The 22,933-nt window shown below is 71.9% G+C and carries 20 protein-coding genes and 3 tRNA genes; 11 read left to right on the forward strand and 12 right to left on the reverse strand.

Annotated elements, in window-relative coordinates; translation table 11 throughout:
* Positions 1 to 37: 37 nt before the first annotated feature.
* Positions 38 to 1,195: an LppU/SCO3897 family protein gene (locus LO763_RS01845; protein ID WP_230600145.1), complete on the reverse strand. Its 1,158-nt coding sequence runs from the start codon at positions 1,193 to 1,195 to the stop codon at positions 38 to 40.
* A 162-nt stretch (positions 1,196 to 1,357) separates the two neighbouring features.
* Here LO763_RS01845 and LO763_RS01850 point away from each other — a divergent pair, with 162 nt between their 5' ends.
* Positions 1,358 to 3,553, forward strand: a complete 2,196-nt coding sequence (locus tag LO763_RS01850; protein ID WP_230600146.1) for a DEAD/DEAH box helicase — start codon at positions 1,358 to 1,360, stop codon at positions 3,551 to 3,553.
* A gap of 158 nt (positions 3,554 to 3,711) precedes the next feature.
* Here the strand turns inward: LO763_RS01850 and LO763_RS01855 are convergent, their stop codons facing one another.
* Together LO763_RS01855 and LO763_RS01860 are read right to left on the reverse strand one after the other, a co-directional pair.
* Positions 3,712 to 4,485, reverse strand: a complete 774-nt coding sequence (locus LO763_RS01855) for a hypothetical protein (protein ID WP_230600147.1) — start codon at positions 4,483 to 4,485, stop codon at positions 3,712 to 3,714.
* A 55-nt stretch (positions 4,486 to 4,540) separates the two neighbouring features.
* Entirely contained in the window at positions 4,541 to 5,260 is a 720-nt protein-coding gene (locus tag LO763_RS01860) for an SDR family oxidoreductase (protein WP_230600148.1), read from the reverse strand.
* A 77-nt stretch (positions 5,261 to 5,337) separates the two neighbouring features.
* Here LO763_RS01860 and LO763_RS01865 point away from each other — a divergent pair, with 77 nt between their 5' ends.
* Positions 5,338 to 5,688 (forward strand): MerR family transcriptional regulator, encoded by a 351-nt coding sequence (locus tag LO763_RS01865; protein WP_230600149.1) that lies wholly within the window; start codon positions 5,338 to 5,340, stop codon positions 5,686 to 5,688.
* Positions 5,689 to 5,842: 154 nt separating this feature from the next.
* Here the strand turns inward: LO763_RS01865 and LO763_RS01870 are convergent.
* Positions 5,843 to 5,918: transfer RNA gene (locus LO763_RS01870), tRNA-Arg, on the reverse strand.
* Between the two features lie 158 nt (positions 5,919 to 6,076).
* The gene (locus LO763_RS01875; RefSeq protein WP_230600150.1) at positions 6,077 to 6,766 is read right to left on the reverse strand and encodes a hypothetical protein; all 690 of its coding nucleotides are present in this window, start codon (positions 6,764 to 6,766) and stop codon (positions 6,077 to 6,079) included.
* 147 nt (positions 6,767 to 6,913) lie between these two features.
* On the opposite strand from LO763_RS01875, the gene LO763_RS01880 reads away from it, so the two are divergent.
* Complete coding sequence (locus tag LO763_RS01880) at positions 6,914 to 8,053, forward strand: winged helix DNA-binding domain-containing protein (RefSeq protein WP_230600151.1); 1,140 nt, start codon at positions 6,914 to 6,916, stop codon at positions 8,051 to 8,053.
* Between the two features lie 206 nt (positions 8,054 to 8,259).
* Here LO763_RS01880 and LO763_RS01885 read toward each other — a convergent pair whose 3' ends face one another.
* Genes LO763_RS01885 through LO763_RS01895 form a run of 3 tightly spaced genes read right to left on the reverse strand, consistent with a single transcriptional unit; the run spans position 8,260 to position 11,224 of the window.
* Positions 8,260 to 9,957, reverse strand: coding sequence for a DUF885 domain-containing protein (locus LO763_RS01885; RefSeq protein WP_230600152.1), 1,698 nt, complete (start codon positions 9,955 to 9,957; stop codon positions 8,260 to 8,262).
* The gene (locus LO763_RS01890) at positions 9,954 to 10,886 is read right to left on the reverse strand and encodes a prephenate dehydrogenase (RefSeq protein ID WP_230600153.1); all 933 of its coding nucleotides are present in this window, start codon (positions 10,884 to 10,886) and stop codon (positions 9,954 to 9,956) included. The genes LO763_RS01885 and LO763_RS01890 overlap by 4 nt, the downstream gene beginning before the upstream one ends.
* Positions 10,886 to 11,224, reverse strand: a complete 339-nt coding sequence (locus LO763_RS01895; RefSeq protein ID WP_230600154.1) for a GroES family chaperonin — start codon at positions 11,222 to 11,224, stop codon at positions 10,886 to 10,888. The genes LO763_RS01890 and LO763_RS01895 overlap by 1 nt, the downstream gene beginning before the upstream one ends.
* 561 nt (positions 11,225 to 11,785) lie before the next feature.
* Here LO763_RS01895 and LO763_RS01900 point away from each other — a divergent pair.
* From LO763_RS01900 to LO763_RS01920, 5 genes are all read left to right on the forward strand, one after another.
* Positions 11,786 to 13,162, forward strand: coding sequence for an AI-2E family transporter (locus tag LO763_RS01900; RefSeq protein ID WP_230600155.1), 1,377 nt, complete (start codon positions 11,786 to 11,788; stop codon positions 13,160 to 13,162).
* Positions 13,159 to 15,120, forward strand: coding sequence for an ATP-dependent DNA helicase (locus LO763_RS01905; RefSeq protein ID WP_230600156.1), 1,962 nt, complete (start codon positions 13,159 to 13,161; stop codon positions 15,118 to 15,120). Before LO763_RS01900 ends, LO763_RS01905 begins: the two co-directional genes overlap by 4 nt.
* Before the next feature lie 327 nt (positions 15,121 to 15,447).
* The gene (locus tag LO763_RS01910; protein WP_230600157.1) at positions 15,448 to 16,077 is read left to right on the forward strand and encodes a DUF47 domain-containing protein; all 630 of its coding nucleotides are present in this window, start codon (positions 15,448 to 15,450) and stop codon (positions 16,075 to 16,077) included.
* A 2-nt stretch (positions 16,078 to 16,079) separates the two neighbouring features.
* The gene (locus LO763_RS01915; protein WP_230600158.1) at positions 16,080 to 17,105 is read left to right on the forward strand and encodes an inorganic phosphate transporter; all 1,026 of its coding nucleotides are present in this window, start codon (positions 16,080 to 16,082) and stop codon (positions 17,103 to 17,105) included.
* Positions 17,106 to 17,210: 105 nt separating this feature from the next.
* Positions 17,211 to 17,981: an NUDIX hydrolase gene (locus tag LO763_RS01920; RefSeq protein ID WP_230600159.1), complete on the forward strand. Its 771-nt coding sequence runs from the start codon at positions 17,211 to 17,213 to the stop codon at positions 17,979 to 17,981.
* 29 nt (positions 17,982 to 18,010) lie between these two features.
* Here the strand turns inward: LO763_RS01920 and mshD are convergent, their stop codons facing one another.
* The 3 genes from mshD to LO763_RS01935 form a co-directional block, all read right to left on the reverse strand.
* Positions 18,011 to 18,946, reverse strand: coding sequence for a mycothiol synthase (gene mshD, locus LO763_RS01925; RefSeq protein ID WP_255671501.1), 936 nt, complete (start codon positions 18,944 to 18,946; stop codon positions 18,011 to 18,013).
* Positions 18,947 to 19,090: 144 nt separating this feature from the next.
* Positions 19,091 to 19,182 (reverse strand) — tRNA-Ser (locus LO763_RS01930).
* Positions 19,183 to 19,229: 47 nt separating this feature from the next.
* On the reverse strand, positions 19,230 to 20,042 hold the full coding sequence (locus tag LO763_RS01935; protein ID WP_230600161.1) for a hypothetical protein: 813 nt from the start codon (positions 20,040 to 20,042) through the stop codon (positions 19,230 to 19,232).
* A 269-nt stretch (positions 20,043 to 20,311) separates the two neighbouring features.
* Here LO763_RS01935 and LO763_RS01940 point away from each other — a divergent pair, with 269 nt between their 5' ends.
* Complete coding sequence (locus LO763_RS01940) at positions 20,312 to 21,091, forward strand: CPBP family intramembrane glutamic endopeptidase (protein WP_230600162.1); 780 nt, start codon at positions 20,312 to 20,314, stop codon at positions 21,089 to 21,091.
* Positions 21,092 to 21,157: 66 nt separating this feature from the next.
* Positions 21,158 to 21,248 (forward strand) — tRNA-Ser (locus LO763_RS01945).
* Between the two features lie 331 nt (positions 21,249 to 21,579).
* On the opposite strand, the gene LO763_RS01950 is transcribed toward LO763_RS01945, so the two are convergent.
* Positions 21,580 to 22,176, reverse strand: coding sequence for a helix-turn-helix domain-containing protein (locus LO763_RS01950; RefSeq protein ID WP_230600163.1), 597 nt, complete (start codon positions 22,174 to 22,176; stop codon positions 21,580 to 21,582).
* A 111-nt stretch (positions 22,177 to 22,287) separates the two neighbouring features.
* On the opposite strand from LO763_RS01950, the gene LO763_RS01955 reads away from it, so the two are divergent.
* Positions 22,288 to 22,932 carry an SAM-dependent methyltransferase gene (locus tag LO763_RS01955; protein ID WP_230600164.1) on the forward strand — a complete coding sequence of 215 codons (645 nt, stop codon included), beginning with the start codon at positions 22,288 to 22,290 and terminating at the stop codon, positions 22,930 to 22,932.
* Position 22,933: the final 1 nt, after the last annotated feature.

Here is a 22,933-nt window from a genome sequence, read left to right on the forward strand (position 1 = left end):
CCGGCAGGACACGGGGGCTCCTGCCGGACCCGCCGGGCTACAGATATCCCCAGCAGATCGTGTAGGAGAGTTCGGGGAAGTCCGGGACCTCCTCGTAGGCCCAGCCCCAGCCGTTGCACCAGCTCTCGCCGTCGACGATCTCGTTGGTGCGCCCGGTGACGTAGATGTTGCCGTCGCCGCAGTCGGACACGAACTCGAAGTAGGTGTAGTCGGAGTTCATGGACATGCAGTCGTCGATCTCGGCGTACCCGGCGTCGCCGCTGGCGTACATCATCTGGAGGCACAGCGTGGTGTCCAGGTAGGACTCGCCGGTGGAGTAGCCGACCCCGTAGATGTAGTAGGTCGACTCGGTGCACGCGCTGATGCTGGACTCGCCTTGCAGCCGTTCGATGACCTTGAACGCGCCGTCCTGGCAGTCGATGACGTTCCACGGGCTGCCCGAGGCGGAGGTGCCGTAGACGCAGTCGCCGACCTGGGCGTGGTACGCGTCGTCGCCGGCGATCACGTTGTAGCTCAGGCAGAGCACACGAGTGGCCCCTGTGGAGGAGACGGCGAGGTCGACGGTGGTCATCCCGTCGCACGACGAGAGGTCGGTGGTGCCTTCGACGATGTCGACCGTCTCGAAGGCCCCGGCCCCGCAGGCGGCCGTCTCCAGCTCCGGGGTGGTCTCGCCGCCGTAGTTGTAGAAGCAGTCGCCGACCAGGGCGTCCGCCACCGGGTCCGCCGCAGCGGTCTCGGTCGGGTCGGAGCCGGAGGCGTCGCTCCAGGTGTCGCCGGTGTCCGAGACGGCGCTGCTCGGTGTTTCGGAGCGGTCCAGGGAGAAGACGAGCCCGGCGACCCCCAGGCCGACCACCAGCACCGCCCCGAGGACGATCCCGATCCAGCCGGCGGCCGGTATCCCCGAACCCGACGGGGGCATGACCGCGTACTGCGGCGGCATCCCGGGGGCGCCGCCCTGGTAGGGGGCCGGGTAGGGCCCCTGCCCGGGCGGGACCGGCGGCGGGTACCCGATGTTGTGGGTCGTCTCCGGGGTCGGGACGTATCCCGGGCCGGGAGCCGGGTTCATGCCGTGGCCCGGGTCGGAGTACGCCGGGGTGTGGCCCGGTACGTAGCCGGGGCCCGCGGGCGAGCCGTTCGGACCGTGGTTCGCAGGCCCGCCCGGGTTGTCGGGGTCGTAGGAGGCATAGGGGTCCATGAGGCGATTTTGACAGGTCTGCGCAACCGCTCGACGACGATCGCGATGAGCGCGCGGTCCGCCTCGACACCGCTGGAGCGGCGCGTCAGGATCTCGGGCGGGCCCGGGCAGGGCGCCGCCCCGGCCAATACAATGGGTCCCCTCCCGACCCCAGGAGCCCCCATGGCCAGCACCCCACCCGGCAAGCGGAAGATGCGCCGGCACGCGCGCGCCCAGGTCGCCCGTGCCCGCGACACCCTGCGGCGGTACGAGGACCTTGCCGGGACGCCTTCGCGGTTGCGGGAGGCGACGCGCGGGTATGTGGCCGAACTCGCGTCGGAGGACGTCTCCGTGCGGCTCGCCGCCATGAGGGTCACCGAGCTGAAGAAGGTCACCAGGGGGCTGCGGCTGGCGAGGCTGGAGGAGGCCGGGATCGCCACGGTCGCCGACGTGCTCGCGAATTCGCGCGAGCGGCTTCTCGCGATCCCCGGGATCGGCGCGCAGACCGTCGAGGACGCCAAGGCCGCCGCCGAGCTGCTCGCTTCGGAGGCGGCGACCGAGACGCGCCCTCGGCTCGATCCGGTGCGGCGCGACCCCCGGCACTCCCGCATCCTGGCGTACCTCCGGGCCGAGCAGACCGCGACGGCGGCGGCGGAGGACCTGCGGGAGGCCGTGCACCGCTTCCGGAGCCGCGCCGAGCCGTACTTCGCCGCCGCCGACCGGGCCGGCAGCAGACTCGCGATGCTCTTCTCCCGGCGCAGGCGCAAGGACGAAGCGCTGGCCGGACTCGACGCGCTCGAAGCGGCCAACGCCCATGACGAGACCGGCGTCCTGGAAAAGGATCTCGCCGCCGCGCTCGAGGAGGCTCGGCCCGAGCGCTGGACCTCCGACGAGCTCTGGCGCGACTACGAGGACCGCGCCGCGAGCATCAACACGCAGCTCGCCAAGCTCACCGGCACCGATGTCGAGGACGCCGAGCGCGCCGAGGACTTCGTCGGCTCGGAGTTGCGGCAGGAGATCGAGACGCTGCCGTTCGACGGCACGCTCCTGCGCACCGACCTGCGCTTCTACCAGCTGTTCGGCGCGAAGTACGCGATCCACCAGCGGAAGGCGATCATCGGCGACGAGATGGGCCTGGGCAAGACCATCCAGTCCCTCGCGGTCGCCGCGCACCTCGCCGCCAACGGGCAGCGCCGCTGCCTCGTCGTCTGCCCGGCCAGCGTCGTCCCCAACTGGCTCAACGAGATCCGCAAGCACACGCACTTGGAGGCCTTCAGCCTGCACGGTGCGGGCCGGGAGGACGAGACCCGCAGGTGGCTGCGCAGAGGCGGCGTCGCGGTGACCACGTTCAACACCATCGACCGGCTCGAATCGCTGCCGCAGCGCGCGAAGATGGCGCTGCTGATCGTCGACGAGGCCCACTACATCAAGAACCCGAACGCGAAGCGCAGCATGGCGGTCGGGGCCGCGATCAGCCGCTCCAAGCGGGCGATCCTCCTGTCCGGCACGCCGATGGAGAACCGCGTCCAGGAGTTCAAATCGCTCATCGGCCACCTCCGGCCCGACATCGCGCAGCAGGTCGGCGACGGCGACGACGTGGTCGGCGCGGAGGAGTTCCGGCAGACCGTCGCCCCGGTGTACCTGCGGCGCAACCAGGAGGACGTGCTCACCGAACTGCCCGAGAAGATCGAGGTCGAGGAGTGGGTCCAGTTCAACGCGAGCGACGAGGACGAGTACCGCGAGCAGGTCCGGCGCCGCAACCTCATGGGGATGCGCCGCGCCTCCTCCGCCATGCCGGGTTCGGCGAAGCTGGAGCGCCTCGCCGAGCTCGTGGAGGACGCGGGGGAGGAGGGCCGGAAGGTCATCGTGTTCTCGTACTTCCTCGACGTGCTCGAGGCCGTCGGTGAACGCGTGGGCGACCGTGCGATCGGCCCGATCACCGGGAAGGTCGCCGCCCCGAAGCGCCAGGCGATGGTCGACGAGTTCACGCGGCGCCAAGGGCCCGCGGTGGTCCTGGCGCAGATCGAGGCCGGCGGCGTCGGCCTCAACGTCCAGGCGGCCTCCGTAGTGGTCCTCGCCGAACCGCAGTGGAAGCCGAGCATCGAGCAGCAGGCGATGGCGCGGGCGCACCGCATGGGCCAGACCCGCCGTGTCCAGGTGCACCGCCTGCTCGCCAAGGACGGTGTGGACGAGAGGATCCGGGAGGTGCAGGAGCGCAAGGAGCTGCTGTTCGAGGACTACGCGCGCCACAGCGACGCGAAGTCGGTCGGGGCCATGGCCACCGCCACCGCGGTGGCGACGCGCGACAACGGCGCGATCCCGCTGGAGCAGCGCATCATCGCCGCCGAACGGGCCCGCCTCGGCATCGACCGGCCGTAGCCGGTGGAATCGCGCCCGCGGCCGGCTGTCGGCGATGGGAGCGTCCGGGCTGTGAACTGTCCCAAGGACGTCACGACTCGCATCCTGCCCCGGCAAGCCGTCTCCTACTCCGCGTTCCGCCTGAACGTCCCGACCGGGCGCAAGCCGGCCGCCGACGCTCACGCCGCGGGGGCGGCCTTGCGGACCCCGAGCCGCTCCCAGCGCTTCTTGCCGCCGGGCGGGTCGGGGATGAGCACTGTCCACGTCTCCATGAAGCCCGAGTGGACCAGGTAGCCGCCTTCGGCCTCGGGCCCGAACAGCTCCGTCGCCTCCAGGACGTCCCGGCCGCGGTGCAGGTCCGCGGCCTCCTTGTCGGCGCGCTTGTCGTCGGCCAGCACCGCGAACCAGGCCTTGAACGCGCGACGCACGCGAGCCGCCCGCTCAGGGGGGAGGCGCACGTCGACCGCGAGGGCCGCGGCGGCCCAGCCGTCGCCCGACTGCACCTTGTACGGGGTCGAGAAGAGCTCGCACAGCACCCCGCGGTCGTGGAACGCCTCGTAGAGCGCCCGCACCTCGCCGGGGTGCTCCCGGTACTCGCGCCGGTAGATCCGCGGCGCGCTGAACAGGAACCACAGGCCGGCCGCGATCGCGGGGAGCCAGTGCCAGTGGAGCGCGAAGAAGAAGACCGCTTCGAAGCCCTCGGCGTCGTCGGGCCGCCAGTCGGGGCGGAGCGCGAGCAGGGCGATCCCCTCGGCCGAGAAGAAGATCCCCGCGATGAGGGAGATGATCGCCGAGGCGATGCCCGGCCGGGGCGCGACCCGGGCGGCGAAGTCGTCGAAGCCCGCCACGTCGGGCGGTGCGGACATCGGCCGCAGCGCCTCCCGCGGCAGCGGGTGGGCGGCGGCGGCCCACACCGCTTCGGGGTCTCCGGGCCAGGGCTTCGCAGTGGGCATTCTTCATTATTCCCGGCCGCGCCACCACGGCGGCGGACGCGGCCGGGCGCCCGCGCTACCGGGCCGGGGCGCTCGCGGCCAGCTGGGGGTAGAGGAGGCCCGGGTCGGCGTTCAGGGTCGCCTTGAGCTCCGTCGTGGTCTTGTCGGCGAGGACCTCGAAGGCCCCCGATTCGATGCCGTCGAGTGCGGCCCGCACGATGTCCGCCGGGTCGCTCTTCGGGGCCTCGACACCGGCGAGCATGTCGGTGTCGACGCCGGCGACGTGCAGCCCGACCACCTGCGTCCCCTGCGATGCGAGTTCGAGCCGGGCGCCGTTGGTGAGGCTCCACGCTGCGGCCTTGGCCGCGGAGTAGGCGTGCGCCATCCCGGACGAGTGCCACGAGAGCGCCGACAGCATGTTGAGGACCGCCCCGCCCCCGTTCGCCCCGAGCACCGGCGCGAAGGCCCGCACCATGTGCAGCGTCCCGAAGAAGTTGGTCTCCATCTCCTGCCGGATCGCCTCCTCGGCGCCGTCGAGGAGGTTCGCGAACGTCGTGATGCCCGCGTTGTTGATCAGGAGGGTCGCGTCGGCGGCGGTCTCGGCGGCGGCCGCGACCGACGCCGGGTCGGTGATGTCGAGCCCGAGGGCCTCCACGCCGGGCAGGTCGACCGATTCGATGCGGCGCGATCCGGCATATACCTTGGCCGCGCCGCGTTCAAGGAGTTGCTGCGCGAAATGGCGGCCCATGCCGCGGTTGGCGCCGGTGACGACTGCGATTGATCCTTGGATGTCCATGCGTTCGAAGCTAAGACCTCACGCCGGCGTCAGGGGCAAGCGGCAGTGGCGGACGACACGAGGAGCAGGAGGCGCGGATGCGCATCGGAGAACTGGCGGCGGCGACCGGCGCGACCGTACGCGCGCTCAGGTACTACGAGGAGCAGGGGCTCCTGCGGCCCGAGCGGACCGCGAGCGGCCAGCGCGTGTACGCCCAGGACGCGGTCGACCAGGTCGTCTGGATCAGGACGCTGCTCAGGAACGGCCTCCCCAGCAGGGCGATCGCGAAGCTCCGCCGGTGCAGGAGCGCCGAGGAGATCACCCCCGAGCAGCGGGCCGTCATCTACGAGGAGCACGCCCGCATCGAGGCCGAGTACCAGGCCGCCGCCGCGACCAGGGACCGCTTCGCATCAGTGCTCGCGTTCATCGGCGACGAACCCGCCGACTGAACCGCCGGTCCGGACGGCGAAGGCGCTGAAAGGCCTGCGGTGCCGCCTCCTGCGCCGACTTCGCGGGATCCGCCGACCGCAATGGACGGAGCCGGGGGCTTCGTCCGAGCCCGGACAACGGAAAAGCCGGGTCGTGAAACCCGGCTTCTCTGTATGGCGCGCCCCGAGGGATTCGAACCCCCAACCTTCTGATCCGTAGTCAGATGCTCTATCCGTTGAGCTAGGGGCGCTTGCCCGACTTGGTCGTATCGACCAGGCCGGGCATAACCTTACCCGGGTCGAAAACGGATCTGCAACCGGGTACGCGGATGTGCGCTGCGTCATCGGGCGCGGAACAGCGCCTGCGCCGCGGGATTCGCACCCACGGCCGCCTGACCGGCGGCCGCCCTCAGCAGTTGTCCAGGACGGTGCGCGCCAGGGCCCGCCACGCCTCCGGGAGGCGCTCGGCCCGCTCCTGGGCCGGCGACTCCGCCGCCACCCAGACCGCCGCCTCCGCCGAGGGGATCTCGTCGCCCAGCAGGTACCGCTCGACGAACGCCACCCGGTGCTCGTAGCCGGGGAAGAAGTACCCGCTCGCCGCGAACAGCGCCACGTACGCGCGGTGCAGGCCCCCCGTCAGCGTCTCGGCCAGCTCCCACGGGTCGATGGCGTCGCCCAGCCGCTTCGCCAGCGACTCGGCCTCGGCGGCGACCGCCTCGCGGGAGGCGTCGGCGAGGGCCTGCGGGAACTCGGTGACCTCGGCGCGGGCCTTCGATCCCAGCTCCGAGTCGTCGGCCAGGAGCGTGCCCTCGGCGAAGCGCGCGATGACGTGCAGCGCCTCGTCGCCCGGCTCGCGCCAGCCCTCGCCGCGGCCGAGCGCCTCCAGCAGGGCCTGGAACCGGCCCACGGTCAGGTGCACGGCTTCGCCGCTGGCCTCGTCGGGGACCGCGTCGGCCTCCCACACGCACACCAGCTCGGCCTCCTCTCCGAAACCGGACAGCGCGGGCCCGTGCGCATAGGCGAAGGCGAGGCGCTCGTCGTCGTTGATGTCGACGAGGACGTCGGTGGAGAGCCTGAGAACCGCGTTCGGAAGGGACATGCCGTAATTGTGGCTGTTCATCGCAACCTCGTCCACCCGCTCGCTCACCATTGCTACAGATGATCCGCGTCATGCGGGCCCCGCAGGCGTGGCGGACACGCGGATCGGTGGAACGCTCATGTCGCCCGCGGCCGCTAGCATGAGCGCATGGCAACACCCACCGGCCGCCACGGCAAGGACCTAGCGCCGGGGGCGATCGCCTCCTGGCGCGCCCATTCGCAACGACTGTGGGGCGAGCGTCTCGCCACGCCCATGGACGCGTTCGCGCATCTGGGCGCGGTCCAGTCCCAGGAGTACCAGCCTTCGAAGCTCACCCCCGCGATGCGCGCCGCACCCGACGCGGAGGGCCTGGCCTTCGCCGGCGCCGCCGCGGTCGACGCCCTCATCGACCAGGGCGCGGTCGTGCGCACCCACGTGCTCCGCCCCACCTGGCACACGGTGCCCATCGCCGACCTGCGGATGATGCTCGCGGCCAGCGGCGACCGCGTCCAGCAGGTCGCCGGCACGATGTACCGCAACCTCGGGCTCGACGCGGCGACGCTCGAGCGCGGGGACGAGGCGCTCGCGGCCGCCACCGCGGGCGGACTGCACCTGACGCGCGAAGAGGCCGCCGAGGCCCTGGCGGCCGCGGGGATCGCCGACCCGAGCGGGATGCGCCTGATCCACCTGCTGTTCCACGCCGAGCTGGAGTCGCGGATCTGCTCGGGGACGCCGAAGGGCGCCAAGCAGACGTACGCGAACTTCGACGAGCGAATCCCGGCGGGGCCGATCGCGCAGGACGAGGCGATCCGCGAGCTGGCGCGGCGGTTCTTCACGTCGCGGGGACCGGCGACGATCAAGGACTTCACGCGGTGGGCGACGCTGAAGGTGGCGGACGCGAAGGCCGCGGTCACGGACCTCGGCCTGGAGGAGGTCCAGGCCGGAGGGTTCACGCTCTACGCCGCGACCGAGCCGCCGGAGCCGCGCGAGGGCGGGCCGGTGGTCGACTTCGTGCAGGGCTTCGACGAGATGACGTGCTCCTACACCGACTCGAAGGACCTGGTCCTGCACCATTCGGTGCCGCGGACGAAGTTCCCCGACCGGCCGCGGTTCAACTCGGCGATCCTGCTCGACGGCCAGGCCATCGGCAACTGGAAGGCGACCCCGAAGCGGGACGTGCTCCTGGTGGAGACCTGGCGGGTGCGCGGCTTCACCGCCGCGGAGATCGCGGCGCTGCGCCGCGGCGCCGACCGCCTGCGGGCCTGGTACGGCAAGCCGGAGATGGAGCTGGGCCTGGAGCACGCTTGAGGCCGGTGCCGCAGACCTCGATCGGTGAACATGTTTCGCCTGGTCACGGTGTCACAGGCGCGGCCTATCGTGGTTGAACAGGGGCGCTGCGTGAGGGACGAATCCGGAATATCGGATATGTTCCGTACGCAGCGCCCCCGTTCAACAATCCGTACCTCAGGGGTCCGACACCGCTGAACAGTGCCGCAACCCCGAGGAACGCTCGCTTACAGGCGGGCGAGGGACTCGGCGAACGGGGTGAGGCCCATCGAGCCGAGGTTCAGCGCGTCCGTGTGGAACTGCTTGAGGCTGAAGTCCGCGCCCTTGCGCGCCTTGTAGTCCTCGCGGGCCTGCATCCACAGGCGCTCGCCGACCTTGTACGACGGCGCCTGGCCCGCCCAACCGAGGTACCGGTTGACCTCGAACCTGAGCATGTCGTCCTCGATCGTGTGCGTGTGGGCGCGCATGAACTCGAACATCTTCTCGCCGTCCCACTCCTCGCCCGGCCGCCAGCCGAACGGGTTGTCCTCGGGGATGGTGAACTCGCAGTGCAGGCCGATGTCGACGATCACGCGGGCGGCCCGGAAGGCCTGCGCGTCGAGCATCCCGAGGCGCCCGGCCGGGTCCTCGTCGTAGTAGCCCAGCTCGTCCATGAGCCGCTCCGAGTACAGCGCCCAGCCCTCGCCGTGGCCCGAGCACCACATCATCTGGCGCTGGAACCGGTTGAGCAGCTCCACGCGCGCCATCGTCTGCCCCACCTGCAGGTGGTGGCCCGGCACGCCCTCGTGGTACACCGTGGACTTCTCGCGCCACTTGCCGAACAGCTGCTGGCCCTCCGGCACCGACCACCACATCGCGCCCGGACGGGAGAAGTCCTCGCTCGGCCCCGTGTAGTAGATCGCCCCGTCCTCGGTCGGCGCGATCTTGCAGTCGATCCTGCGGATCTGCTCGGGGATGTCGAAGTGCTTGTCGGCCAGGTCGGCGATCGTGGAGTCGGCGAGCTCCTGCATCCAGTCGCGGAAGGCCTCCTTGTCGGAGAAGTTCGCGTCGGCGTCCTGGTCCAGGAACGCCACGGCCTCGGCGACCGACGCGCCCGGCTTGATCCGCTCGGCGGTCGCCCGCATGTCCGCCTCGATGCGGGCCAGCTCCTGCCAGCCCCACGCGTAGGTCTCCTCGAGGTCGATCTCCGCGCCGATGAAGTAGCGGGACGCCCGCGAGTAGCGGTCGCGCCCGACCGCGTCCTTCTCGGGCGCCTGCGGGGCCAGCTCCTCGCGCAGGAACAGCGCGAACTTGATGAGCGCCGCACGCGTCCAGTCCGCGCCCTGGCTCAAGGCGATGCGCAGCGGCCCCGACCGGATGGGCTCGCCGTCGATCGTCACCGAGTTCGCCAGGCCCGCCCAGAAGTCGGTCTCCTTGCCCTTGGCGCCGTTCCAGTTGTCGCAGTGCTGGGCGACCTCGAGCACCTGCCGCTTCGCGGCCACCCGGCCCGCGGCGGCCTCGGCGCGCAGCGTCTCGGTGTACTGCTCGACCGCGGCGGGGACGGCGGCGAGGCGCGCGGCGATGTTCTCGGCGGCCTCCTTGCCCTCCTTCGGCATGAGGTCGAAGATCTGGCGCACGCTGTGGATCTCCGAGGCCAGCACGTTCAGGCCCAGGTAGGTGTCGCCCGCCTCGTGGCGCTCCAGGCTCAGGCGCAGGCGCTCCAGGATGGCCTCCTTGGCGACCCGCTCGCGCTCGTCGACCGGCTCGGCGGCCTCCAGCGCGGCGATGGTGCGCCGCTCCAGATCGGCGAAGGCGGCCAGCCCGGCGGGGGAGAGGTCGTCGAGCTCGTGGTCGTGTCCGGGGACGCCCATCGCGGTCGCGTTCATGGGGCTGAGGGCGATCGCATCCTCGACGTACTGGTCGGCGATCTGATCGATTTTTCTCATGGAGTGGACTTTACGCGAGGGAGCCGTCCGATCGCGACCTCAGTTTCGACCCTTTCGATCCATCCGCCGGCCCTGCCCAGGGCCAGCAGCGCCTCGCGCGTCAGCGGCACCCGCCGGGACTCGCCGGGCTCGGGCGGCCAGGCCGCGCGCAGGGCCCGGGCCCGGTCGAACCACTCGCCGATCGCGTCGGTGCCGGCGTCCTCCGCGAGGTGCGGCCCGGCCTCGCCGAGGGCGCCGGCGAGGTCGCCGAGCGCGGACGCGAGCTCGGCCCGGTTGCCCTCGACCATGCCGGTGAGCAGCGCGGTCGGGCTGGCGGCCACGCGGGTGCCGTCGCGGAACGACCCGGCGGCGAGCGCCCGCGCGAGCGGGTCGTCGGCCACGAGGACGAGCGCGGCGGCGACCAGGTGCTCGAGGTGGGAGATGCGGGCGGCGGCCCGGTCGTGCTCGGCGGCGGTCGCGGGCACGACGTGCGCGCCGATCGACGTCCACAGCCGCGCGAGGGCCGCCCAGTCGTCGAGGCCGGTGTCCGCCTCGAGGCACAGCACCCACTTGCGGCCTCGGAACAGGCCGGGCTCGGCGGCGGCGAACCCGGCGGTCTCCTTGCCGGTCATGGGGTGCCCGCCCACGAAGCGGGGGTGGTCGGCGAACGCCCGGGCGGCGGCGGCCTTGACGGACACGACGTCGGTGACCAGCCCGGTGTACCCGCGCAGGCCGCGCGCGGCGGCGTCCAGGTGCCGGAAGGGCGCGGCCACGACGGCGAGGTCGGCGGCGTGGAGCGCGGCCGGGTCGGCGGTGACGGGGAAGTGCGCGGCGGCGGCCTCGCGGGCGGCCGGGTCGGGGTCGTGGCCGGTCACGTCGTGCCCGGCCTCGGCGAGGGCCAGCGCGGCCGAGCCGCCGATGAGGCCGAGCCCGGTGACCGCGATCCGCATCAGAGGTAGAGCCCGGTGCCGTCGTTGTCGACGCGTTTGGCGGCCACGGCGTGGATGTCGCGCTCGCGCAGGAGGATGAAGGTGTCGCCCTGCATGTCGACCTCGGCCTTGTCCTCGGGGTCGAACAGGACGCGGTCGCCGGCCTCGACGGAGCGGACGAGCGGGCCGACGCCGACGGCCTCGGCCCAGTGGAGGCGGCGGCCCATGGAGGCGGTGGCGGGGATGACGATGCCGGCGGCGGAGCGGCGCTCGGAGTCCGCGTCCTCGCGGACGAGGAGGCGGTCGTGCAGGAGCCGGACGGGCAGGCCTGTCGTGGCGTCCAACGGTGTATCGGTCACAACGCCCCAGCCTACCGCCCGGTGCGGGCCCGGGCCCCGGGGTCGGGGTGTGGTCCGTGCCGCTGCGCGGAGGAGCCCGGCCGCCCTCGCCGCGACCACCGCCGAGCGGTGCGGCCGGGTTCGCGGGCCTCACCGGGCGGTCCCGCCCCCCGAGGTCGGGTGCGTCCGATCGCGGCGGCCCCCGGTGTTAACGATGCCGCGCGGGTCCGACACTCCGGCGCGCCTGCGGCCCCCGGGGCCGGGTGTGTCGGGTCGCGGGCCCCCGGCACCAGGGCGGCCCGGGGGTCCGACGGTCCGCGGCGCGGACCCGTTCGAGGACCGGTGGTGGGAGGCGCGCCTCGCGCCGCGAACTGCGGCCGGAGGCCGCCCCCCGGGGCCGGGCGGGTCGCCTTCCGGGCCCCCGATGCAAGGGTGCGCCGCGGGTCCGACATTCCGGGCCGGTAGTGCCTGCGGGACCGGTCTCGGTGGCGCTGGCTGCATGGGGCGGTTCGCACCGAACCGGTACCGTACGTGTTGACGCCGCACCCGCCTCCTTCCGGAGGAACCGTCCTGGGAGAGACCGTGAACCGATTCCGCCGCACCACTGCACGTGCAAGACAGCTCTGGATCGGCATGCGGCTCAACCCCGTCGCCGAGCGGGCCCTGGCCGGCCGCGGCGAACCCGACCCCGACGAGCCCGACCTCGCCGACGCGGAGGCCTTCCCGCCCGATCCCGACGCCGGCCCCGGCGAGCGCTCCGAGCAGCGCTACGTCCCCACCGGACTGGCCGTCGGCGCGGCCTGGTCCTGGCGCCTGCTCGTCATCGGCGCGAGCGTCGCCGTCGTCCTCTACCTGCTCAGCCAGGTCACCACGGTCATCATCCCGGTCGCCATCTCCTTCCTCCTCGCCGCCATGCTCCAGCCCGCCGCCGCCTGGCTCATCCGCCACGGCTGGAACAAGTCTCTCGCCTCGATCCTCATGCTCGTGGCGGGCCTGGCCGCCGTCGGCGCGATCCTCACCTTCGTCGTCCAGCAGTTCATCGCGGGCATCCCCGACTTCTACGACTCGATCCTCACCGGCCTGCGGGACGCCCAGTCCTGGCTCGAGGCGGGCCCGTACGGGCTCGACGGCGCCCAGGTCGCCGACATCCTCGCGGGCCTCCAGACCAACATCACCGACTGGTACGACGAGAACCAGCAGACGATCGTCCAGACCGGCCTCGACGTCGCCGGCTCCACCGCCTCCGGGCTCGGGAACTTCGCCACCGGCCTGTTCCTGGTCCTGTTCACCACCTACTTCTTCATCCGCGACGGCCGCAAGATCTGGACGTTCCTGACCGGGATGCTCCCGCGCGCCGCCTCCGAGCCGCTGCGCTACGCCGGCGGCGCGGGCTGGTCGACGCTCGTGCAGTACATGCGCACCATGGTGGTCGTCGCCGCCGTCGACGCGATCTTCATCGGCCTGGGCCTGTGGCTGCTGAAGGTCCCGCTGTGGCTGCCGCTGACCACGCTGATCTTCCTGGGCGCGTTCATCCCCATCATCGGGGCCACGGTCTCGGGGATCGTCGCGGTCGTCGTCGCCCTCGTCGGCACCCCGAACGGCCTGGTCACCGCGCTCATCGTGCTCGGCATCGTCCTGGCCGTGCAGCAGCTCGAGTCGAACCTGCTCCAGCCGTTCCTCATGAGCCGCGCCGTCAAGCTCCATCCGCTCGCGATCGTCCTCGCCGTCACCGCGGGCGGCTTCGTGTGGGGGATCGTCGGCGCGCTCGTCGCCGTCCCGCTCCTGGCGATCGTCAACGGCACCGTCCGGGCCCTCAACCGCTACCGCGAGGCCCGGCGGGAGGCCCGGGCCCGCGGCCTGGACGGCGAGGAGGCCACGGCCGAGGCCGTGCGCGCCAGCGCCGAGGCCACGAACGCGAACGGCACCGTCGACGACGAGCCCGCGGCGGGGCGCGCATGAGCCCCGAAGCGCAGGCCCTCGCGATCCTCGACGCCGCCGTCGCGGCCACCCCCCACGGCCAGGCCCGCGAAGGGCAGCGCGAGATGTGCGCGGCGGTCGCCAAGGCCATCGACGCCGGCGAGCACCTGCTCGTGCAGGCCGGCACCGGCACCGGCAAGTCCCTCGCCTACCTGTGCGCGGCGCTCGCCGCGGGCAGGCCCGTGGTCGTCTCGACCGCGACGCTCGCCCTCCAGCACCAGCTCGTCGCGGTCGACCTGCCGCGCCTGGTCGAGGCCGTCGCGCCCGTCCTGGGCCGCACGCCCTCGTTTGCGCTCCTCAAGGGCCGCCACAACTACCTGTGCAAGCGCAAGGTCGCGGGCGACGAGGACGAGGACGACGGCGCCCTCGAGGGCACCGAGGAGCTCAAGTGGGCCGGGCAGCGGGCGGGCTTCGCCAAGCAGGTGCAGCGCCTGTACGACTGGGCGAACGACACCGACACCGGCGACCGGGACGACCTCGACCCGGGGGTGAGCGACCGCGCCTGGAAGCAGGCCTCGACGACCTCCTCGGAATGCGTGGGCGCGAAGGACTGCGCCCAGGGCGCCGACTGCTTCGCCGAGCTGGCCCGCGGCCGCGCGCACGAGGCCGACATCGTCGTCACCAACCACGCGCTCCTGTCGATCGACATGATGAACGAGCGCAGCGTCCTGCCCGAGCACGCCGTCCTCATCGTCGACGAGGCGCACGAGCTGGTCGACCGGGTCACCTCCGCGGCGCGCGCCGAGCTCCACCCGGCCCGGCTGCGCTGGCTCGCCCAGCGCGGCAGGCGCCTGATCGACACCGACGCGGCCGACCAGATCCGCGAGGCCGCCGACGCGCTCGAGGGCGCGCTCGCCGCCGCGGGGGAGCGCCGCTTCGCCGACGAGCTGCCCACGCCGCTGGTCGAGGCGTTGAACCTCGTCAACGGGGCGTGCGTGAAGGCCACCGTGCATCTGGGGGCGCTCGACGCGGAGACGAAGAAGCAGCTGAGCGCCCAGCAGCTCAAGGCCGGGCTGGTCGAGGCGATCGAGACGGCCGGGCGGTGCGCCGGCCCGGCCGGGGACGACGTGATCTGGTCGGAGCCGAACGGCCCGCAGCTGGTGGCCGCGCCGCTGTCGGTCGGCGGGCTGCTCTCGGCGATGCTCTACGAGGAGCGCACCGTGATCGCGGCGTCGGCGACGCTGACGCTCGGCGGCCGGTTCGACATCGTGGCCCGCAGCCTCGGCCTGCCCGCTGACGGGCACGGCTGGACGTCGCTCGACGTCGGCTCCCCGTTCGACTACCGCAGGCAGGGCATCCTGTACGTGGCCGCGTCGCTGCCGCGCCCGACCGCGTCGGGCCTGTCGGCGGAGACCGGGAAGGAGCTGCTGCGCCTGGTCGAGGCGAGCCGGGGCGCGACGCTGGGGCTGTTCTCCTCGAAGCGGGCCGCCGAGGCCGCCGCCGAGCTGCTGCGCGCCCAGACCGACTTCGACATCCTCCTCCAGGGCGAGGAGACCCTCGCGAGCCTCGTGAAGCGGTTCAAGGAGGAGGAGTCGACGTGCCTGCTGGGGGTCATGAGCCTGTGGCAGGGCGTGGACGTGCCGGGCATGACCTGCCGCCTGGTGGTGATGGACCGGATCCCGTTCCCCAGGCCCACCGAGCCGCTCACCGCGGCCCGGTCCGAGGCCGCCGACGCGGCGGGGCGCTCGGGGTTCACGGAGGTGTCGGTCCCGGCCGCGGCGATCCGGCTCGCGCAGGGCGCCGGGCGGCTCATCCGCCGCACCACCGACCGGGGCGTGGTCGCGATCCTCGACTCGCGGCTGGAGACGAGCCGCTCCTACGGGAAGTTCATGCGCGATTCGCTGCCGCCGTTCTGGTACACGACGAAGTCCGACTCGGTGGCCGGCGCGCTCGGCCGCCTCGCGGACGACGCGGCCGAACCGGCCGCGGCGGCCGTGTAGCGCCGGCCCGCGTATCGACGCTCGTGAGTGCCGTTCCGCCACTGGAATAATCCGCCGCCGCCTGGGAACCCGAGGGGCCGCGAATGAACGGCGTCCGTCCGGGCGGTCGGCGCACCCGCCGAAGCCTTAGGTGAACAGAAGATGAATTCAAGTAAAACCTTTGCATAACCCCAGCTTAGAGCGGTTTCGTGGAGTCTCACACAGGCCACTTCGCAAGCTTGTCTCGCGTTCACCTGGATGTTAACTTCGCGGAGACGAATTCCAGCCCTCCTCTGGACCTATCGGTACAGTGAGGACAGACAAAGCGACCGAAAGCAGGGGTGCCCGGTGCGGTTCTCACTGAAGCCTCAGGACGACGCGTTCTACGCCTTCTTCACCGAGGCGGCGGAGAACATCCGCCGCGGCGTGGTGATCCTGGCCGAGCTGGGCGACGACGCGCCCGACTACCAGAAGATCTCCGAGCGCCTCGTCGACGTGGAGCACGACAACGACCAGCTGACGCACCGCCTGTTCAACAAGGTCAACTCCACGTTCGTCACCCCGATGGACCGCACCGACATGTACCACCTGGCCGGGAAGCTCGACGACATCCTCGACCACATCGAGGCCGCCGCCAACCTCGTCTACCTCTACGGCCTCTCCGACCTCCCGGCCCTGCCCCGCGAGATGATCGAGCAGATCACCGTGCTCGCCTCCCAGGCCGACCTGCTCGTCGAGTTCATGCCCAAGCTCAAGGGCCTCAACGCGACCATGCAGGACTTCTGGGTCGAGTGCAACCGCCTCGAGAACGACGGCGACCGCGCCTACCGGATGCTCCTGGTGCGCCTGTACTCCGGCGAGTACCCGGCCCTCACCGTCATGAAGCTCAAAGAGGTCGGCGACGAGCTCGAGGCCGCCTGCGACTCCTTCGAGTCGGTCTCCAACGTCGTCGAGTCGGTCTACGTCAAGGAATCCTGAGCGTGGACAGCGTCCTCATCGCAGTACTGCTCTGCATCGCCGCGGCCCTGCTCTTCGGGTACACCAACGGCTTCCACGACTCCGCGAACGCCATCGCGACCTCCATCTCGACCCGGGCCCTCAAACCGCGGGTCGCGCTCGGCATGGCCGCGGTCGGCAACTTCATCGGCGCCCACCTCGGCGCCAAGGTCGCCCACACCGTCGCCGAGGGCGTCGTGGTCCTCCCCACCGGCATCGAAGGCCTCCTGATCGTGATGGCGGGCTTGCTCGGCGCCATCACCTGGAACTTCATCACCTGGTACTTCGGCCTGCCGACCTCCTCCTCCCACTCCCTGTTCGGCGGCATCGTCGGCGCGACCATGGCCGGCGGCCTCCTCATCGCCGGCAACGCCAACGACTGGGTGCTGTGGGACGGCATCGTCGACAAGATCGTCCTGCCCACGATCGTCTCCCCGGTCGTCGGCTTCGCCCTCGGCTTCCTGGTCATGATCGCCGTCTACTGGATCTTCCGCAAGGGCCGCCCCGACAAGCTCAACCGCGGCTTCCGGCACGCCCAGACCGTCTCGGCCGCCGCCATGGCCCTCGCCCACGGCATGCAGGACGCCGCGAAGGTCATCGGCGTCATCGTCCTCGCCCTGTACGTCGGCGGCTTCCAGGACAGCGCCACGCACATCCCGCAGTGGGTCTACTGGGCCTCCGCCGCCGTCATGGCCGCGGGCACCTACGCGGGAGGCTGGCGCATCATCAAGACCATGGGCCGCAAGATCATCGACCTCGGCCCGCCCCAGGGCTTCGCGGCCGAGACCGTCGCCAGCTCGGTGCTGTACGCCAACACCTGGCTGCTCGGCGCGCCGATCTCCACCACCCACACCATCACCTCCTCGATCATGGGCGTCGGCTCGACCGGCGGCCCGCGCGCGGTCCGGTGGGGCGTGGCCCGCTCGATCGTCATCGCCTGGATCATCACGTTCCCGATCGCGGCCGCGGTGGGCGCCCTGTTCTACCTCCCGATCCAGTTCCTGGGCTGAGCCCCGGGAGACCCTCGCGGCGCTTCGCGGCCCGGCTCCGGCCGGGCCGCATCCGTTTCGCCCGAAGCGCCCGGAAACACCGGTTCGTGGACTAGCGTGAGGGGCATGTCCATCCAGCGCTTCGGGAAATGGGACTTCCGGGCGGTCGAGCCGGCGTCCGCCGCTCGCGCCCTCGACCGACTCAAGGAGCAGGGCGCTCCCGCCGAGCCCGAGCGCGCCGCCGTCGTGGTGCTCCTGCGCGAGGCCCCGCTGCGGGTCTTCCTGCTGCGCCACCCCGCGAAGGAGCCGTTCGCCCTCCCCGTCCTCGACCGCGCGGACCTGCCCGGGATCGGGGTCCGCGAACGCTGGACCCACCTCGACATGGACGGCTCCGGCGGCCGCGTCGTCAACGGCCGCGGCGCGACCCGCGGCGTCCAGTACGGCTTCCCCGGCGGGCGCCACAAGCCCGACGACCCCGACGTGGCCATGACCGGCGTCCGCGCCGTCGAGGAGGAGACCGGCGCGATGGTCGCCCTCCAGCGGGCCTGGGCCCGGTGGGTCACCCCCGAGTACGAGCCGGTGCGGTTCGACTCCTGGATCTACGTCGCCACGCTCGCCGAGGGCTTCCAGCCGCGCATCCGCGTGCGCGAACCCGAGTACGCCACCTGGATCGGCCCCGAGCAGGCGGTGTGCCAGTACGGCGGCCAGATGTCCATGCCCGAGGCGACCACGCTCGCCGAGCTCTCCCGCTACTCCACCGTGGGCGAGGTCTTCGCCTCGGCCGAGCAGCGCGACATGTCGCCGATCCTGCCGCGCGTGAACCTGCGCGAGGGCACCGCCAGCATCGTGCTGCCCGGCGAGGAGGGCTACCCGGCCCACGCCCTCGCCTCGGCATGACGTTCCCGAAACGTCCTTTCCCGAGGCCTTTACCCGATCCGCTTGGCCCACTGCACGTCGGTGCGCACCACCGCGAAGCCCTGCGAGCGGTACAGCTTGACGGCCTTGGCGTTCGACTCGTCGGCGTACAGGTCGACCCGCCGGACGCCCTGCGCCGCAAGGTGCGCGAGCCCGGCCAGGGTCAGCGTCCGACCGAGGCCGGTGCCCTGGGCCCGCGGGTCGACGCCGAGCACGTACACCTCGCCCACGCCGTGCTCCACTTTGGTCCAGTGGAAGCCGAGCATCCCCTGCTCGTCCTCGGCGACGATGAAGCCGCCGGGGTCGAACCAGGGCTCCGCCTCGCGCGCGGCCAGGTCCGCCGCCGTCCAGCGGCCCTGCTCGGGATGGTCGGCGAACGCCGCCGCGTTCACCCGCAGCCACGCCTCCTCGTCGGCCCCCGTGCTGAAGGGCCGCAGGCGGACCCCCTCGGCGAGCCGCGCCGCCGGCGCGTCCCCGGTCGGCCAGCCCCGGCCGGCGCCCTCGGGCCAGGCGGCGGGCCACGCGAAGCCCTCGAGGCCCCGGGAGAACTGGAACAGGACCCGGGCCCGCTCGAAGCCCCTCGATGCCGCGAACGCGCTCGAAGCGGGCCGGTCGCCGTGCGCCCAGACCCGCAGACGCGTGATCTGCGCCTCAAGCCACGCCTCGACCTCCGCGAGCAGCGCGGTGCCCACGCCGCGCCCGCGGTGGTCCGGATCGACCGCCAACTCGGCCTCCGCACCGTCCCCGACCACCGCTGCGCCCGCGTACGCGATGACCGTATCGTCTTGCCGCACAACGAAGTGCATACGCCCTGCCTCCGCAGGTCGGGACAGTGCGAGGGTGGTCTCCTCGTTGAAGGGGGCGATGCCGTCCGCCTCCTCGCAACGCTGCGACATCGTAACGATTTCGTGAATATCCCGACCCGGAAGTGAAGCATGTTGCGCCATGGGGTTACTCTAATGATGGACTCAGCACCGTGCCGGGGTGCTGAGTCCTTTTTCTTGCCTCAGTCAAGGATGTTTCCTGAAGCGCGACAGGCCGTGAGCGGCGCCGTCGCCGGTCCGAGCAGGGAAACCGCGGTGTGATCGTGGTGGCGGAGAGGGTGGGATTCGAACCCACGGTGGGCTTTGACACCCACGGCGGTTTTCAAGACCGCTGCACTAGTCCACTATGCGACCCCTCCAGGGCCCCTTGAGGCAAGCGCCAATCTACCAAACGGCGGCGCGGGCGTCAGCGCTGCTCGGTGCGGACGCAGCAGGTCGAGCAGGTGCGGCTGCCGTCGATGGTGAGCGCGAGGCAGCAGGTGCGGCGCCGGTAGACCAGCCGCCCGGCCTCGTCGGTGGCGATGTCGACCAGGTGGCCCACGTCGAACGCGTCCAGGAGGGTCTTGGCCGCGACCTCGTCGGGCTCGGGCGCGACCTGCGCCATCGAGGCGACCGCGTACGCCAGCCCCGAGGCCAGCGACCCCATGAGGGTCCGCCGCCCGACGCGCACCCGCGCCAGGAACGCGTCCAGGACCGGTTCCAGGTGGTCCTCGAACACGCTCGTCCGCATCCGGTCCAGCAGGTCGCCCTCGTTCGCGGCGACCTCGGCGCCCGGCCCGCCGGCGCACGGGTCGTGCGGCAGGACCAGGAAGCGCGGCCGGACCTGGCGGACCGAGAACATCGGGGCGTCCCGCGACACCGAGAAGACGGTGTTCGCCGCGTCCATGACCGGGACGCGGCGGTCGGCGAGGTAGCCGAGCACGACCGGGGCCACGGCCCAGTAGCAGTAGGTCTTCCACGTGAGCGCCGCGTTGGCGTGCGGGGAGCCGCCCCACAGGGCGGCGGCGGTCCGCATGAGCTCCTCGACCCGCTCGCCCGCGGCCAGTCCGGCGGCGGGGAACGCGGCGGCGCCCGCCGGCGGGGAGCCGTGCAGCCAGCCCTGGAGGCCCGCGACCGGGTGGGGGCTGACCTGGCGTTCGACCCGGTCCGCGAGGTCGCGGAGCGCATCGATCGGCCTCGGCAGGACGGTGCGGCGCTCGGCGACGGGTGCGCTCAGCATGTGAGGGCCTCCGCGTTCACGGGCCGCATGGATACCGCCTCTCGGGTAAGGGATGGCTAACCTTACCCGACCCATGCGATCAACTGTCAAGAAACCGACAGACGCCGCGCCGCCACAGGGTGTAGGGAAGCGAGGTGCCGTGAAGGTGAGCGTCGCCGAGTGGGATGAGTTTCACAGCACCTCGCTACGCATGATCATGCCGCCGGCGGCGACCGGCGCGTCGCACACGCGGTGCGACCGCCCCCGCCGGGTCTGGCACGCTGGTGCGCATGTCGAACCGCCCCGAAGCCGCGCCGCTCCTCACCCCCCGCGTGATCCGGCGCGAAGTGGTCGTCGTCCTGGCGCTCTCCCTGGGGGCCTCGGCGGTCTGGTCGATCGTCGACATCGTCGGCACCCTCACCGAGCCCGGCGGCCTGGCCGACAGCGTCCAGTCGATGAACTCGGCGCGGGCCGAGGCCGAGCGGCCCTGGTACGACCTCGCGCAGCAGCTCGTGAGCCTCACGCTCGCCATGGCCCCCGTGGCGCTCGCCCTGCACCTGCTCGGCCTCGACCGCGGGAACCCCTTCCGCGCCATCGGTCTCGACGCCCGCCGGCCCGCCTTCGACCTCCTCGGCGGCGCGGCCCTCGCCGCGTGCATCGGCATCCCCGGCCTGGGGCTCTACCTGTCCGCCCGCGCACTGGGCCTGAACGCCACGATCAGCGCCACGAACCTGAACGACGTGTGGTGGGCCGTCCCCGTCCTCGTCCTCGCCGCCCTCAAGAACGCGATCGTCGAAGAGGTCATCGGCGTGGGCTACCTCATCACCCGGCTGCGGCAGCTCGCCTGGGGGCCGGTGGCGATCGTCGCGGCCCACTCGCTGCTGCGCGGCACCTACCACCTCTACCAGGGCTTCGGGGGCTTCATCGGCAACGCCGTCATGGGCGCGGTCTTCGCGCTCTGCTTCCTGCGCTGGGGGCGCACGGGCCCGCTCGTGGTCGCCCACCTGCTCCTCGACATCGTCGCGTTCGTCGGGTACCTGCTGGTCGCGCCCCACGTGAGCTGGCTCTGAACCCGCTTGGGGCATCGGCGGCCGAACCGGTATGCTCTGTGCTTGGTACGTGCTTCGGCGCGTCCTGGAGGATTCGCATAGTGGCCTAGTGCGCCCGCCTGCTAAGCGGGTTTCGGGTGATACCCGATCATGGGTTCAAATCCCATATCCTCCGCCACTGACCGCGCTCAGACGCGGTCCACCTGCGGGGACACTGGCGTATTGGACGGTGTCCCCGCAGTCGTCTTCCCGACTTCGCCGATATATGCGAAGAAACCCGCGATCGCGGTATCTGGCCGGCCTTGACCGGGTCTGTCGCTTTGGGATGCGCTCGGTCGATGGTGACGCGGCGGCCTTTAGGTCGTCCGGGCTTCGGGCTGCCCTCATGCGGGAGCCGGTCGGGCGCGGTGGAAGATTCGGCGTTCTGGGGGCAGTCGGTCCGGGCCTCGTATGCGGCCCGCAGCCGCATCGGGCCGGCTGATGGGCGGGGAGTCTTCGCGCCCGGTCGCCTATTCGGTTTGCGGCCGTTTCGTGGCCACCCGCACATGGGCCCGCTCGCCCTGCTTGCCGATCAAGCTGAGGAACTCGACAGGTCCGGCGCTCGTCGCCCCGAACCAGTGCGGCGTGCGCGTGTCGAATTCCGCAGCCTCGCCGGGCTTGAGGCGGAGGTCGTGCTCCCCCAGGACCAGACGCAGCGTGCCGTTGAGGACGTACGCCCAGTCGAAGCCTTCGTGGCTGCGCACTTCCGGCTCGCGGTCGTCGGAGCCGGTCGGCAGGATGAACTTGTACGCCTGGATGCCGCCGGGCCTGCGTGTCAGCGGCAGCACGGTCGACCCGTCTTTGCAGACGAGGGGCCGCAGGTTGACCCGCGGATCCCCGGTGGGCGGCGCGTCGACGAGCTCGTCGAGCGTGACGCCGTGCGCGCGGGCCAGCGGCAGCAGCTGCTCGAGCGTGGGTCGCCGCAGCCCGGCTTCGAGTCGCGAGAGCGTGCTCGCCGAAATGCCGGTCTCGGCGGCGAGGTCGGTGAGCGTGACCTCGCGGGCCTGCCGGAGGCGCTTCAGACGCGGCCCGACCGCGTCGAGCGTGCGTTCAAGTCCGTCGTTCATTCGTCCATGATCCTCGATAATTTGCCGATCGGCAAGATTACTTGCTCGTTCGTCAAAGCGGGTCCATCCTTGGCCATGCCACCGAACACGATGAAAGGGCAGGTCACCGCGATGACGCACGACAACGCAGAGCACCACGAATTCGACCGGGACTACTGGGAACGGCATTGGGGCGACGCACGCCCGATGACCGAGAACCCGAACCCGCACCTCGTGGCCGAGATCGCCGACGCGGAGCCGGGCAGCGCCCTGGACGCGGGCTGCGGCACCGGGACGGAGGCGATCTGGCTTGCTGCCCGCGGATGGCGGGTGACAGCCGTCGACATCACCGCAGCACCCCTCGAGCAGGCCGCGAAGCGAGCCGCTCGAGCCGGCCTCGCCGACCGCGTCGACTGGATCGCCGCCGACCTCGTCGACTGGGAACCGAGCAGCCCGTTCGACCTGGTCACGACCCACTACGCCCACCCGGCCATGGCGCAACTCGACTTCTACGCGCGCATCGCGGCCTGGGTCGCGCCCGGAGGGACGCTGCTCATCGTCGGCCACGCCGCCGCGGACGGCCACCACCGCGATCGGGGCAGCGCCCACGGACACCACCCCGCCCAGGCCACGGCGACCGCGCCCGGCATCACCGCCCGACTCGACACCGAGGCCTGGACGGTCGTCACCGCCGAGGAACGGCAAGGCGCCGTCATCGACTCCCACGGCCGGAGCCACCCGCTGCGCGACGTCGTCGTCCGCGCCGTCCGCGAGTGAC

It is taken from the genome of Glycomyces amatae (assembly GCF_020991375.1).
In the GTDB taxonomy this organism is placed as follows: Bacteria; Actinomycetota; Actinomycetes; order Mycobacteriales; family Micromonosporaceae; genus Glycomyces; species Glycomyces amatae.